Genomic DNA, 13,290 nt, shown 5'->3' with positions numbered 1-13,290 from the left:
CTGCGCTCGCGTACGGTGCCGGAATCGACCACTCCACTCGAAGACTGTCCCAGCGAGTAGCGACACCTGTGTCGACGTCTGTGGTCCGTGAACGCCTCGAGGTCGACTGACTCGATCCATCGCAGGCTATCGAGTCGACTCTGTCGCAACTGAATCGGGAGACAGATAGGGATACGATCCGGAAGAACAGCCATGAACGCGACAACGCGCAGTGCCGAGTGGTCCGGCAGCACCGATCCACGCGTCCTGACACTCGCGGCGGTCGACGTGCTGGTGATCGCCGTACTGATCCTCCTCGGCCAGCGTTCCCACGGGATCAGCCTCCTGTCGGACCCGGTCGCGTCCGTCGAGACGATGATCCCGTTCGTCGCCGGCTGGGTCGTCGCTTCGCTGCTCGCCGGGGTGTACGCCCGCGAGGTCGCGACGTCGGTGCCTCGAGCCGTCCGCCTGAGCGCAGTCAGCTGGATCGCGGCGGCGAACATCGGCCTCCTCCTGCGAGCGTCCGACCTCTTTGCTGGCGGTGCCGAATGGCCGTTCGGCCTCGTGATGACCGGCACCGGGCTGGTCGCTATCCTCGGCTGGCGCGTCCTGTACGCGGCCGTCGTTGCGAAGCGATTGTGACCGCGACCGCGGTGACGCCGTAACCGCTGACCGGCTGTGGACACTCGAGCACACGATGGGCGTGGCTCGAGTGTCGCGAAACCAACGGCCGAGCGACCGGGGCGACGATCGAACTGCCGTGAAAACAGGACAGCAGGTCACCGTCGCTGCCGCTCAGTTCGCCGCTCCAGCAGCTGACTCACCGAGACTCGAGTCGTCGTCACGGGTCGTCGTCCCCAGCGGCCCGTTCCCTGCCTCTTCGAGGGCATCCTGATAGCGAAAGACCAGCCCGCCGAAGCCAGCGAGCCAGACCAGATCGATGTACGTCGCGGCTAACTGACCGACGAACGCGTCGGTCAGCCCGAAGTTCTGTTCGGAGACGAGCCCCGTGAGGAGGAGGCCAGCGAAGACCAGGATCACCAGATTTCGTGTCTTCTCGTAGAGCAACAGTCGGTCAGCGCTGACCGTCCGAGCCGAGTTCGTCAGCGGCCCGAACAGCACGTATACCATGGCGATCAGCGACGTGAAGATACCGATCGAAACGACCGTCCCGGCGAGACCGCCCAGAACCCAACTCGCGAAGGTTCCCCAGAGACACCCGAGGACGAACACGAGCAATCCGATGACGTACCGGCGGTCTGCGTCGGTAACTGCACCGACGACTCCACAGACGGCAGCCCACGCGATCGTGTACCCGAAGAATCGGGCGACAGATTCCTCTCTCCCAGTCGTGGTGACGGTCAACACCTCGGCAGCCATGAGGAGATAGGCCACGCTCATGGCACCGCAAGCGACGACGACGGCAAATCCGTATACACGAAACCGCGACGATCGCCTGACGGTCCAGCCGAAGAAAACGACCGCCATCAACCCGATGATGCCACTCGAGAGCCCGAAGAGCGTCGTGTGTTCGATCATCGGTCGGCACTCCGAACAGACGAGCGATCAGCCGTTTCGGACCTGGTCAGGGTCTGCTCGGCTACCGGTCGGGAAGTCGTCCACCAGTGATGGTCGTCACGCGCGATACGCCGCTGTCGATACTCAGTCAGGTGAATCGATTGGCTTGCCATGTCTGCGAAACAGTAACCGTGGTGTGATCGTGTTATCTCTAATAGAGAAACAAAACAGTTGTTGCCGCTGGATAGACAGATTACTGCGAGCGGTCAGACCCCCGAGAGAGTGGTGGCTCGCCGGGACCGCCTCGTGCAGCCGACGGCCGTCGGCTTGTCAAGCCCGATGGAAGTCACCGAGACCGGCCAATTCGCGAGCAAGAAAACTTATACCGCCGGATTCGCCTCGTCGAACTATGGCACGCGACGTTCCGGTACGCAGCCAGTCAGCACAGTCAACCGATCCCCTTCCGAACCTCGTGACGATCGTCGGGCGCGGCGTCCCCGCCTCCTACGAGATCGCCGTCGACGGCGACCTCGAGATGGTCGGACAGGATCCAGCCGCGGACGCGACAGTCGTCACCGACCAGGTCGCCGAGGGAACGATCGACGTCGGCGTGCGCCGGTTTCGCTTCTCCGGCCGCATGGCGAACGTCCACCTCGTCGACTGGAACGGTGTCCCCGCACCCGACTCACCGCATACCCCGACCGTTCACGTTACGTACGACGCGTCTACCCGGTAGCGACCGGTCCACCGTCCCCGAGACGGAGACCGGTACTCCACGGACGAAGAACGGTGAGAGCGCCGTCGAGACGCACACCCGTCGGCTCACGGCCTCACAAGACCAAACTGGTCGAGAACGTCCCAGACGTTGCCACCGTCGAAACCCCCTTTGACGGGAGCGCGCTAGCCCGGATACGGATGACACGCGCGACCGTCACCACCGGGGGCCGCCTCCACGTCGGATTTCAGAATCTCTCACTCGCGCGCCGCCGCCTCTACGGCGGCATCGGCGTCGGTCTCACAGCACCTCGCGTGACGGTCGTCGCCGAACCAGCCTCGAGCGTCGAGGCCGACGACTCGCTCGTCGCCGACTACGCCCAGCGGGCCGTCGACGTCCTCGAGGTCTCCGGCGTCTCACTCACCCTGGAGGAACGGCTTCCGCGTCACGTCGGTCTCGGCAGCGGGACGCAACTCGCGCTGGCCGTCCTCGCGGCGACTGCAAGGGCCCACGACCTCGAGCCGCGGGTCCGCTCTCGTGCACCGGCGATGGGCCGGGGCGGCCGGAGCGGCGTCGGGGTCGCGACGTTCGAGGCCGGCGGGTTCGTCGTCGACGCTGGCCACCCGACGAATCGCTTTACGACCGAACCACCTGCGGCGGGTGACTGGACGGTTCCCCCGGTCGTCGCGCGCCACGATCTGCCCGACGACTGGCGCTTTCTCGTGATCGTCCCCGACGCCCAGCCCGGCCGCAGCGGCGACGACGAAGACGCGAGCATGCGAACCGTCGTCGAGCGAGCCGACCCCGCGGTCGCCGACGAAATCGCCGGCATCGTCACCCGAAAACTCCTCCCGGCCGCAGCCGCCGGCCGCCTCGAGTCCTTCGGCGAGGCGATCGCCGAGATCGGTCGCAAGAACGGCAGCTGGTACGCCGACGCCCAGGGCGGGGTCTTCCGCCCGCCCGCGGGCGTCCTCGTCGAAGCGCTCGAGGACTGTCCCGTCCTCTCGGGCGTCGGCCAGTCCTCGTGGGGGCCGGTCGTCTACGGCGTGACCGATCGCGCCCACGTCGACGAGGCCCGGGCAGCCGCCGAGGACGCCCTCGAGTGCGAGGGACTCGACGGGCGAGTCGTGCTGTCGCAGGCAGCGAGCGAGGGAGCGCGCGTGAGACTCGAGGAGTGACGATTCCGCCACCGCAGTGGATCCGATTCCATCGTGAAAAGCGGCGGCCGACTGGTGCCACAACAGGTAAGCGCCTGCCCTCGAGACAGGCGGTATGGAGCGGATGCCGCTTGGGATATCGCGGCTCGATCGGACGATCGGCGGCGGCGTTCCCGCCGGGAGCGTGATCCTGCTCGCCGGGGAATCGGGCGCTGGCGCGCGGGAGTTTTGCTACACGAGCACGGTGATGAACGGACTGGCTATCGCGCGAGACGAGTTGTTCGACCTCCACTACGGCACCCTCGAGGAGGGTGCGGTGCTGCCCGAACAGATACACTACGTCTCCTTCACCGACGAGCGCGACGCCGTCGCGAGCGAGATGGCCGTCGTCATGGACGACGACTTCGTCGAGACGGGGATGGACGAGGTGGCCTTTAGCGAACTGGCACGCGAGTACTTCGAGGCGACGCCGGTGCCCCGGGAGTGGTACGACGACGGGCCGACCGACCTCCAGAGTCTCGGTAGCCACACCAGCAGGGACGACGTCGTCGAGGCGTTCGCGGCCTACCTGACCGACAACGCAGCGGGCAATCTCGTCGTCGTCGACTCGATCACCGACCTCGTCGCGGTCGCCGACGACCACCTCGAGTGGGCCGACCTGACGGTCATGCTGAAGGGGCTCGCACGGGCGTCCCACCGCTGGAGCGGCGTCATCTTGCTGCTGGTCAACGCGGACGTCCTCGAGGAGACGCAACTGGGCCAACTGAAGGAGGCCGCCGACGGCACCTTCCGGTTCGGCTGGCAGACCGGCGGCGCCGAACGCGCTCGCACCCTCGTCGTCGAGCAACTCCGGGGCGTTCTCTCGCGGCTCGAAGACGAGAACGTCGTCCAGTTCGAGACCGAGATCCACGACAGCGGCTTCGACATCAGCAACGTCCGCAAGATCCGCTAGTGCCGTTCCAGGCGTCGACCGATAGGTCGATCCGACTGACGCCGATCGGTTCGAGCTATCAGTTCAGGCTTGGACCGCCACCGGGGGGACTCGAGCGGAATCGCAGGACTGGCGAGTGAGAACTTTTCACGCAGATCGTGGATGGCAACAATCCTTATCAGCAGGACGGCCGTAGCGTCTCGAAATGGCTGGCGAGGAAACGGAGCGCTCCCCCGTATCCATCTCGCTCCCGCCCGACGTCGACGACTGGCTCGCGAACGTCGCCGATCGGTACGACGAGAGCCGCGAAGAGACCTGTCGCCGACTCCTTCTCGCCGCACACGCCGTCGCCACCGACGACGCCGACGCGATCGATCCCGACGTCCTCTCGAGCCTCCCGGACGCAGCGGACCTCGATACTCTCGCCGCCGATTCGGACCTTCGGGAACTCGAGACCGACCTCCAGACCGACATCGAGGACGCCCGCGAAGAGTTTCAGGACCTCCTCGAGGACGTCCGCGACCGAGTTATCCAGGTCAAACGGGAGACCGACGCCAAGGCACCGGCGGCCCACGATCACTCCTCCTACGCCGATCAGGACGACCTCGAGTCGGTTCAGGGGACCGTCGAAGCCATCGACCGCCGGCTCGACGCAGGCTTCGAGAACTTCGAGGAGGTGCTCGAACACCTCCTCGAGCGCGCAGACGAGGTCGAGTCGCGGGCGACCGTCCTCGCCTCGGCGGTCCTCGACCTTCGCGAGCGACAGGAAACGCTCCTCGAGCGCGAACGTCGGCGGGCCCGGGTCGAGAGCCTCAAACTCGCGGCGAACCGGCTCGGCGTTTCGAGCGCAGCCTGCGAGGAGTGTGGCGAGAGCGTCGACGTCGCTCTCCTGACCGAACCGGAGTGTCCGACCTGCGCGAGTACGATCGCCGACGTCGAACCGAAATCCGGCTTCTTCGGTTCGCCGACGCTCGTCACCGGCGATCCACCGGCGCTCGAGGGTCACGCCCGCAGCGTTGCAGCTGAGGGACCGAGCGACGCCCTCGAGGCGGTCGCAGCCGAGACGGCGGACGACGACGAGGTGACAGGGGGGTTTCGCGGAGCCGAAACGGGGGGTGACTGATGAGCGACGACCAGCCGGCCAGTGGACCAGACGATACCGACAGTGCGAGTGACGCTGGCGGAACGCTCGAGGCTGACGACGAGACTCGGGCCAGTGGGATTCCTGACCAGACGAGTGAGCGCGAGGTCACGTACGATCCGACGGAAGCGCCGCTGGCCGACCTCGCAGCCAGCGTCGGCGAGCGGGAGACCGCCTCGAGTACTGACGCCGGTACCCAGACGGAGGCTGACCGCCTCTTCGACCAGCACACGGTCTCGGAACTCGACAGTGACCGACTCTGGGAACGGCTCGAGGAGGACACCTCAACCGAGACGCCGCCGCTCGAGGACGACCGCGACGAACGCGAAATCGACGCCCACCGCTACTGCAAACAGTGTGAGCACTTCTCGGCCCCGCCCGACGTTAGCTGCGGGCTCGAGGGCACCGAAATTATCGAACTGACCGACCTCGGGACGTTCCGGGTCGTGGACTGTCCCGTCGTCCTCGAGGACGAGGCGCTCGAGCGCGAGTACTGAGACGTCGTGGATACCCCACCAACCCCCGCCGGACTCGCAAACTCACAGGGAGAACGCTTTCGTATGAGTGCACCGTATCTATGAACTATGAGTAAGTCAGAACACCCCTCTGATTCAGAGAAAGAGGTCGTTTCCGTCACCAAACACGGACAGGCGACGATACCGAAGCGGTTCCGTGACAAGCTTGGTATCGAAGCGCCAGGAAAGGTCCTCTTCCGCGAAACCGAAGACGGAGACGTCGTCGTCGAGCAGGTTCGGTCACCGAGTGAGATGCGTGGATTTGCATCCCGCCAAGAACCAAAAACCGACACTCCCGCTACACAAATACTCAGAGACAAACGAAAACAGGACCGAAACGAGCGCGAATCCCAATTCGAGACATGACGACGGTACCAGAAGACGTCGTTTTCGACGCCGAACCGTTGATCGCACATGCGACGGATGAACCCGGAAGCGACGTCGTCGAAACGTTCCTCGACGCTGTTGCCGCCGAAGACGTGAACGCCTACGTCAACTTCGTCAACCTGGCGGAAGTGAGATACACCCTCGCTCGAAAGTATGGGCGAGAAACAGCGGACGAGTACGTCGACTGGCTACGCGATCTTGGAATCGAGGGTGTCGGTGTGGAATCGCTCTGGAGCGACGCATCGGACTACGTCTTCGAATATAATCCAGCGTTAGGAGATTCGTTCGCTCTGGCAACTGCAGACACTCTCGGAGCCATGCTCATCGTTGGTGGCGACGACGATTACGACGAGGTTTCAGACGTCCCACTCGAGCGATTTCGAGACGGTTCCGCCTAGGGCTCGTATTACGGGACGAGTTGGAGTAGCAGCGAGACGCTCGAGTAGCACTTTTGCATCCCCGACACCTACGCCGACGTATGCAATTTTGCGACGAGTGCGGCTCGATGATGAAAGCCGACGGCGATCGGATGGTCTGTACGAACGAGGAGTGTGACACCTCAAGCGCGCGCGATCGGGATGCCGAGGCGGCGTTCGTCACGACGGAAGCCCAGACCGGCGACGAGGTGATCGAGTCGACGGAGGACGCGAACTTCGAGGGGAAGCCGAAGTCGACGGACGTCGTCTGCGACGAGTGTGGCACACAGGAAGCGTGGTACACGCTCAAACAGACCGCCTCGGCTGACGAACCGCCCACGCGGTTCTTCAAGTGCACCGAGTGTGGACACCGCTGGCGCGAGTACAACTAGGCCCCGACCTCGATCAGGAACCGAGCCACAGCCTCGAGTTCGTCGTCTACAGTCACCGCCCATAGCTCAGATGTGCCGATCAGGTCGAGTGTACCGATCGGATCTGGTTTCGCCGCTCGAGTGTGCCGACAAGTGCTCGAGTCATCGACCAGCATCAAACAGACCGGTCACGCGTGAACGAGTACCCAGAGCCCGCCCATCGTCAGCGCCGTCCCCACGAGCGTGTTGATCGCCGGGAACCACCAGTAGGCGCGGTGGACGGAGACGCTCGAGGCGGCGACGACGGCCACGAGCAGCGGGTAGACGCCGAGCAGTGCGCCGAGGCGAGGGTCGACCGCGGCGAACGCGACGGCGCTCCCGAGCCAGCACAGCCCGCAGTAGGCGTAGGTCGGTCGCTCGCCGAGGACGGTCGCAGTGGTCCGGATCCCGGTCTCGCGGTCCGGTTCGATGTCGGGGATCGCAGAAAAGGTGTGCATCCCCATCGCCCACAGCCAGCCGCCGAGGATGGCGAGTGCAGGCGGCTGGCTCCCCGCGACGGCGACGTACGCCGCGATACCGGGAGCGACGTAGAGACCGTTCGAAAGCGAGTCCAGCAGGGGCGTGGTCTTGAACCGGACCGGCGGCGCGCTGTAGGCCGCCCCGAGCACGAGGAAGACGGCGATCCAGAACAGGGCGTCTGCGGGGAGAGCCGGAACGAACGCAAGCGACAGCATCGCAGAGACAGCGACGACCACCGGGACGAATCGCTGGCCGCGATAGCGGGCCTCCCTGTCGGCTTTCTTCGGATTCGCGGCGTCGATCTCGCTGTCGAAGACGTCGTTGATCCCGTAGAGGAACACGTTCGCCGGCAGCAGGAAGTACGCGAACAGGCCGACGGTAATAGGTGTGAACAGCTGCTCGACCGTCGTCGCACCGTAGACGACGCCGACGATCACCGGCCCCGCGAGGTAGAGCCAGAACCGCGGTCGCGAGAGGATCAGCAGGTATCGGAGACTCGAGAGGGAGTGTGTCGAAGACGAAGGGCTCGAGGACGAGCGATCACCGATGGCAGTGGCTTCTGGACGATCGCTGCCGGCCTCGTCGGTGCCGGGGCCACCGTTGGAAACGCCGCCGGAATCGTCGCCAGAATCGCCACTGCTGGTATTGCCACCGCCGGAACCCGCCCCTTCTCGAGCCATACTGTCCTAGGCGTGGTCCTCGAGTACCTTGCTTGCGGTCAACTCACCGCTGATGAGACACATCGGCATCCCGATGCCGGGCGTCGTGTCGCCACCGACGTGGTAGAGCCCGTCGACGCCCTTCGACCGATGGGGCGGCCGGAAGAGTGCAGTCTGGCGCAAGGTGTGAGCTAACCCGAGGGCCGTCCCGTCGTAGCTGTTGTACCGACTGGCGAAGTCCGAGACGCAAAAGCGCTCCTCGAGGACGATCCGGTCTCGCAGGTCCGTCCCCGTGTGCCTGGCCAGATCGTCGAGCACCACATCGCGGTACTGGTCTCGGGTCCCGGTGTCGTCCTCGAGTCCGGGTGCGATCGGGACGAGCACGAAGAGCGCGCTGTGGCCCTCGGGAGCGACCGTCTCGTCGGTCTCGCTCGGTGCGCAGACGTAGTAGGCGGGATCGTCCGGCCACTGCGGGTCCTCGAAGATCTGGTCGAAGTGACGATCCCAGTCGGACGGCAACACGAGCGTGTGGTGGGCCAGTTCGCCGACCGTTCCTTCGACGCCGAGGTACAGCAGGAACGCCGACGGCGCGTAGGTCCGTGACTCCCAGTAATCGGCGTCGTAGCTCTGTCCTGGCGACGGGAGGAGTTCCTGTTCCGTGTGGGCGTAATCGGCGTTACTGACCACCAGATCGGCCTCGATCGGACCGTCGGGCGTCTCGAGCAGAAATGCGCCCTCGCGGCCCTTGATCTCGGTGACCGGCCGGCCGATCTCGTACTCGACGCCGAGTTCAGTTCCGAGGTCGACGATGGCGTCGACGACGCTGCCGATGCCACCCTCGGGGTACCAGACGCCGAGGTTGAAGTCGACGTGACTCATCAGGTTGTACAGCGCTGGCGTGTTCGAGGGGGACCCGCCGAGGAAGACCAGCGTGTACTGCATGATCTGCTGGAGCCGCGGGTGATCGAAGTAGTCCTCGACGTGGCCCTGCATCGACCCGATCAGCGAGAGCCCGCGAGCGTTCCGGGCGACGTCCAGGTCGAGGTAATCGCGCAGTCGCGGGCGATCTTCGTAGACGAAGTGTTCCATCCCCACCTCGTAGTTCTCCCGTGATTTTTCGAGGTAGCGCTCTAGGGTCTCCCCGGCACCTGCCTCGTACTCCTCGAAAATCTCCTTGGTTCGCTCGAGGTCGGGCGTGATGTCGACGCGATCGCCGTGCACGCTCGAGTGGTGCTCGCTGGCAGGATCCACAGAATCGAGTTCGGAGCTCTCCTTGAAGAAGATACGATAGTGTGGGTCCAGATGCTCGAGGTCGTAGTAGTCCGTCGGGGTGCGGTCGAAGTCCGCGAAGAATCGCTCGAATACGTCCGGCATCAGGTACCACGACGGTCCCATATCGAACCGGAAGCCATCGCGCTCCAGGACACTCGCCCGACCGCCCAACTGTTCGTTCTTCTCGACGACCCTGACGTCGGCCCCGGCGTCAGCGAGGTAACAGGCGCTCGAGAGTCCGCCGAATCCGCTCCCGATCACCACGACAGACTCGCCGGCCAGCGGTTGCATACCCCAAACGTACTGGCGAGAGCGTATAAGCGTACGTCATACACTGGTAGGCCTGACAGTCCCGTCGGCCGACGGACTGGTCCAGCCGCAGTCCCTGTCGACGACGGATCGATGCCAACGACCGTCACAATCGCCGGCGGTCGGCACCGGCGACTGCCCCATATACCCGATCAATTCCAACGACGGGGGTTCAGCCCCGGCCGATATCCAGCGGACAGCAGGCGACCGTCGACGGTGAGTGGGCGTGGCTGTCAGACTGGATGTAAGCGTTCCTTCCACGTCCAGACCGCCGATTCACGGTCTCGTACTCGTGACTGTTCGGCACCTCCCGAAGCGGTTTATAGTCGGTGCGGTTCTGCCCAGACGCGCTGTACTGGGAAACGGCACTCGGCCCGTCGGAATCCGACGGTTCGTAAGGTGCCTATTATTATGATCCGCCGGCTCTCCGACGGAGACACATGGCTGTCTCGAGCGCCGTTCGCCGGGACGCGGCGAGACTCGCCGTTCGCGTCGTCGACTGGCTGCGGCGAGCGCCGGCGAACACCCACGGCTCGAGCGGCCAGGGAGACGACGGACGGCTCGTCCTCGCCGCAGTCGCAGCACCCGCCGCCGGTCTCACGTTTCCGGGATCGGTCGCCGCGGTTCGCTGGACGGACCGGGGACTGGAACTGCACACCGGCGTCGCGATCTTCCTCGGGCTGGCAGTGCTCGGGTGTGTCGTCGTCCTGATTCGCTTTCTCGACCGTCAGCACGAGGTCGACGGAGCCGATCGAGCCGACGTCGCGACCGACGAGATGGGCGTTCCCGTCGCCGCCGGGGAACGAGTCCACGTCGCAACCCGCCCGGGGGACGACGAGTGGCCGGTGCGCATCCACCGACTCGAGACCGTCGCCGAGGGCTCTCAGGGCACATCCGCCCGAGACGAGACCGCGGCAGACGTCGAGGCGCTTCGAGATGTGATCGACGACGCAGGGCTACGGGCGATTCGAGACGCGGCGATCCGGCTGTACGAAGACGGGGACGGGCGCTGGCACTGGTCGCTGGTTCGCTCGAACGGCACCACGCTCGCCACCGCGGCTCGAGCGTCCGAAACCCGGTCTGACGCACGGGATGCGGTCACCACCGTGACCGACCACGGCCCGAACGCCGACGTTCTCGACGCCAGGACGGCCGCGTTCGCGATCATCCGACGAGACGGTCGGTGGTACTGGCAGTTACTCGACGACGAACGGACTCCCCTCGCCGAGAGCACCGACGGATACCCCGATCCCGACCGGGCCGATGCGGCGATCGATCCGTTCCTCGAGGCACTCGTGGATGCCCGCGTCGTGTCCGTCGACCGGGTCGGCGTCGAACTGTACGAAGACGGCGACGACTGGTCGTGGCGGTTCGTCGACGAGGACCACGACGTTCTCGCGGACGCGACCGAACGGTACGACACGCGGCGGGACGCGGAGACTGCGGCCGACGAGGTACGATCGGGGCTCGAGTCGGCTGCGGTGACGGTCGCCGGCGAGCCCGCGTACGAACGGTATCGGGAGGGCGACTGCTGGCACTGGCGACTCGTCGACGGAACCGGCCGCGTCGTCGCCCGGTCGTCAGACGTAACCTCGAGTCGGGACGACGCGGAACGAACGGCCGACCTGTTCGCCGAGCACGCACCCGATGCGGACGTCCTCGGGCTCGAGGACGCTGCGTTCGAGGTCTTCTCCCAGAACGGCCCGGACGGCTCAGGGGGCGATCGAGTACCGACGGCCGTCGCCCGAGACGACGTACGGACGGACGGCGCGTCGCCATCGTCGGAGCAGCCGTCCAGCGACGCGGACGTTGCCGGCCGGGAGACGGCTACGGCCACCGATCCGATTCGCGGTGCAGGTCCTGAAACACCCGAGGAGACGAGTTCACTGTCACCCGAGGAGACGGCCTCCGGATCGCCCGGGGAGACGACAGCCGATCGACAGTCCCAGTCGGAGTACGATCGACAGGGCGCATCGAGTGGGACCTCGAGTGACGACGCTGCGGGCGGTGGTGACGGCTGGTACTGGCGGCTCGTCACCGCCGAACGCGACGTCGTCGCCGTCGGTCCCGAACCCGCGGCCGATGCCGAGGCGGTCGGCGACGCGATCGAGCGCGTCCGCGAGCAGGCCCGTGAGGCAGAACTCATCGAGTTCGAGGACGCGGCGTTCCGGGTCTACGAGACCGACTCGGGCGAGTGGCGCTGGCGACTGATCGACGAAGACGGGAGCGTGCTCGCCGACAGCGGGACGGAACACGACTCGCGGACCGAGGCCGCCGAGGCGATGGTCACGTTGAAACAGCAGGCCCCCGACGCCGACGTCCTCGAGATCGAAACCGCAGCGTTCGAACTGTTCGTCGCCGACGACGGCTGGCGCTGGCGGCTGATCGACAGCACCGGCAAACTCGTCGCTCTTGGACCGGCCGTCCATCCCACGCGAGACGCCGCTCAGGAGGCGATGACGCGCCTGCTCGACCATCTGGACGCGGCCGTCCATCGGCTCGAGGGACCGGTCTTTCAGCCGTACCCGGCCGAGGAGTGGCGCTGGCGGTTCGTCCTTCCGGGAGGCGACGCGGTTGCGGTCGCCGGGGGCGGCTTCACGACGCGAGACGAGCTGGTCGACCACATCGCGGAGGTCCGGGCGGTCGTAGCCGACGCTGGGACCCACGAGGTCGGGAGCTACAGCGTCCAGCTCGCAGACCGCGGCGACTGGGGCTTTCGCGTGCTCGATCGCGACCGGGAACCGATCGCCGACGGCACGGCGCGCTATTCCGACCGAGACGCTGTTCACGAGGCCGTCGAGGTGCTCCAGACCCACGCAGACGAGGCACCGATATTCGCGAGCGACACCGCGGCGATCCGACTCGAGCGCGCCGGCGACGAGTGGCACTGGACGCTCGTCTCGAGCGACTGCGATCCTCTCGGCGTCGCCGTCGACACCCTCGAGACCGAGTCGATGGTCCGGTCGACCGTCGACGAACTCAGGCGACTCGCCCCGTCTGCCGGACGGATCGATCGCACCGGCGCGTCGTTCGACCTCGTCGAGTTGGACGACGACCGCTGGCGCTGGCGACTGCTCGACGGTGATGGAGAGCTCGTTGCCACTGCCGCAGACTCGTGGACCTCGACCGAGGACGCCCGCGATGCAGTCGACGACGTTCGATCTGCCATCGAGCGGGCGTCCGTGCTCGAACTCGAGGGGCCGGCGTTCGAACTGTACGTCGCCGACGACGGCTGGCGCTGGCGGCTGGTCGACGCCACCGAGACGGGACTGCTCGAGAGTACGCAGGCCTACGAGACTCGAGCAGCGGCCTCCGACGCGGTCGATTCCCTGCAGGCGTCCTCACTCGAGGAGGTCACCGGGAGTGGGGACGAATAGGGTCGAGTCGAGGGGTCGACCAGC

Annotated in this window: 13 protein-coding genes; 10 read left to right on the top strand and 3 right to left on the bottom strand. The window is 65.9% G+C overall.

The features are described from left to right. The first annotated feature begins 192 nt into the window (after positions 1 to 192). Positions 193 to 621 (top strand): DUF3054 domain-containing protein, encoded by a 429-nt coding sequence (locus B1756_RS14600; protein ID WP_086889204.1) that lies wholly within the window; start codon positions 193 to 195, stop codon positions 619 to 621. Between the two features lie 153 nt (positions 622 to 774). On the opposite strand, the gene B1756_RS14595 is transcribed toward B1756_RS14600, so the two are convergent. Continuing rightward, positions 775 to 1,518 (bottom strand): bacteriorhodopsin, encoded by a 744-nt coding sequence (locus tag B1756_RS14595; RefSeq protein ID WP_086889203.1) that lies wholly within the window; start codon positions 1,516 to 1,518, stop codon positions 775 to 777. A gap of 388 nt (positions 1,519 to 1,906) precedes the next feature. On the opposite strand from B1756_RS14595, the gene B1756_RS14590 reads away from it, so the two are divergent. From B1756_RS14590 to B1756_RS14555, 8 genes are all read left to right on the top strand, one after another. Next, on the top strand, positions 1,907 to 2,233 hold the full coding sequence (locus tag B1756_RS14590) for a hypothetical protein (RefSeq protein WP_086889202.1): 327 nt from the start codon (positions 1,907 to 1,909) through the stop codon (positions 2,231 to 2,233). Between the two features lie 179 nt (positions 2,234 to 2,412). Further along, on the top strand, positions 2,413 to 3,390 hold the full coding sequence (locus B1756_RS14585) for a beta-ribofuranosylaminobenzene 5'-phosphate synthase family protein (RefSeq protein ID WP_086889201.1): 978 nt from the start codon (positions 2,413 to 2,415) through the stop codon (positions 3,388 to 3,390). A gap of 94 nt (positions 3,391 to 3,484) precedes the next feature. Further along, positions 3,485 to 4,321 (top strand): RAD55 family ATPase, encoded by an 837-nt coding sequence (locus tag B1756_RS14580; protein WP_086889200.1) that lies wholly within the window; start codon positions 3,485 to 3,487, stop codon positions 4,319 to 4,321. A 184-nt stretch (positions 4,322 to 4,505) separates the two neighbouring features. Next, complete coding sequence (locus B1756_RS14575) at positions 4,506 to 5,423, top strand: hypothetical protein (RefSeq protein ID WP_086889199.1); 918 nt, start codon at positions 4,506 to 4,508, stop codon at positions 5,421 to 5,423. Beyond that, on the top strand, positions 5,423 to 5,938 hold the full coding sequence (locus tag B1756_RS14570; protein ID WP_086889198.1) for a DUF8135 domain-containing protein: 516 nt from the start codon (positions 5,423 to 5,425) through the stop codon (positions 5,936 to 5,938). The genes B1756_RS14575 and B1756_RS14570 overlap by 1 nt, the downstream gene beginning before the upstream one ends. An 87-nt stretch (positions 5,939 to 6,025) precedes the next feature. Beyond that, complete coding sequence (locus tag B1756_RS14565; protein WP_086889197.1) at positions 6,026 to 6,322, top strand: AbrB/MazE/SpoVT family DNA-binding domain-containing protein; 297 nt, start codon at positions 6,026 to 6,028, stop codon at positions 6,320 to 6,322. Beyond that, positions 6,319 to 6,741, top strand: coding sequence for a PIN domain-containing protein (locus B1756_RS14560; protein WP_086889196.1), 423 nt, complete (start codon positions 6,319 to 6,321; stop codon positions 6,739 to 6,741). The genes B1756_RS14565 and B1756_RS14560 overlap by 4 nt, the downstream gene beginning before the upstream one ends. 80 nt (positions 6,742 to 6,821) lie before the next feature. Continuing rightward, on the top strand, positions 6,822 to 7,151 hold the full coding sequence (locus B1756_RS14555; protein ID WP_086889195.1) for a transcription factor S: 330 nt from the start codon (positions 6,822 to 6,824) through the stop codon (positions 7,149 to 7,151). Between the two features lie 167 nt (positions 7,152 to 7,318). Here the strand turns inward: B1756_RS14555 and B1756_RS14550 are convergent, their stop codons facing one another. Then, positions 7,319 to 8,329, bottom strand: coding sequence for a prenyltransferase (locus B1756_RS14550; RefSeq protein WP_086889194.1), 1,011 nt, complete (start codon positions 8,327 to 8,329; stop codon positions 7,319 to 7,321). A 6-nt stretch (positions 8,330 to 8,335) separates the two neighbouring features. After that, on the bottom strand, positions 8,336 to 9,871 hold the full coding sequence (locus tag B1756_RS14545) for a phytoene desaturase family protein (RefSeq protein WP_086889193.1): 1,536 nt from the start codon (positions 9,869 to 9,871) through the stop codon (positions 8,336 to 8,338). 458 nt (positions 9,872 to 10,329) lie between these two features. On the opposite strand from B1756_RS14545, the gene B1756_RS14540 reads away from it, so the two are divergent. Continuing rightward, positions 10,330 to 13,266, top strand: coding sequence for a DUF1508 domain-containing protein (locus tag B1756_RS14540; protein ID WP_086889192.1), 2,937 nt, complete (start codon positions 10,330 to 10,332; stop codon positions 13,264 to 13,266). The last annotated feature ends 24 nt before the right edge of the window (positions 13,267 to 13,290 follow it).

Source organism: Natrarchaeobaculum aegyptiacum (genome assembly GCF_002156705.1).
Taxonomy (GTDB): Archaea; Halobacteriota; Halobacteria; order Halobacteriales; family Natrialbaceae; genus Natrarchaeobaculum; species Natrarchaeobaculum aegyptiacum.
The sequence above is the reverse complement of the archived record's forward strand: the minus strand, read 5'-3'. Positions and strand labels throughout refer to the sequence as shown.

Bases quoted from the DNA above. Each gene is read 5' to 3' on its own strand.
- B1756_RS14600 (WP_086889204.1), top strand. From the start codon at position 193: ATGAACGCGACAACGCGCAGTGCCGAGTGGTCCGGCAGCACCGATCCA.
- B1756_RS14595 (WP_086889203.1), bottom strand. From the start codon at position 1,518: ATGATCGAACACACGACGCTCTTCGGGCTCTCGAGTGGCATCATCGGG.
- B1756_RS14590 (WP_086889202.1), top strand. From the start codon at position 1,907: ATGGCACGCGACGTTCCGGTACGCAGCCAGTCAGCACAGTCAACCGAT.
- B1756_RS14585 (WP_086889201.1), top strand. From the start codon at position 2,413: ATGACACGCGCGACCGTCACCACCGGGGGCCGCCTCCACGTCGGATTT.
- B1756_RS14580 (WP_086889200.1), top strand. From the start codon at position 3,485: ATGGAGCGGATGCCGCTTGGGATATCGCGGCTCGATCGGACGATCGGC.
- B1756_RS14575 (WP_086889199.1), top strand. From the start codon at position 4,506: ATGGCTGGCGAGGAAACGGAGCGCTCCCCCGTATCCATCTCGCTCCCG.
- B1756_RS14570 (WP_086889198.1), top strand. From the start codon at position 5,423: ATGAGCGACGACCAGCCGGCCAGTGGACCAGACGATACCGACAGTGCG.
- B1756_RS14565 (WP_086889197.1), top strand. From the start codon at position 6,026: ATGAGTAAGTCAGAACACCCCTCTGATTCAGAGAAAGAGGTCGTTTCC.
- B1756_RS14560 (WP_086889196.1), top strand. From the start codon at position 6,319: ATGACGACGGTACCAGAAGACGTCGTTTTCGACGCCGAACCGTTGATC.
- B1756_RS14555 (WP_086889195.1), top strand. From the start codon at position 6,822: ATGCAATTTTGCGACGAGTGCGGCTCGATGATGAAAGCCGACGGCGAT.
- B1756_RS14550 (WP_086889194.1), bottom strand. From the start codon at position 8,329: ATGGCTCGAGAAGGGGCGGGTTCCGGCGGTGGCAATACCAGCAGTGGC.
- B1756_RS14545 (WP_086889193.1), bottom strand. From the start codon at position 9,871: ATGCAACCGCTGGCCGGCGAGTCTGTCGTGGTGATCGGGAGCGGATTC.
- B1756_RS14540 (WP_086889192.1), top strand. From the start codon at position 10,330: ATGGCTGTCTCGAGCGCCGTTCGCCGGGACGCGGCGAGACTCGCCGTT.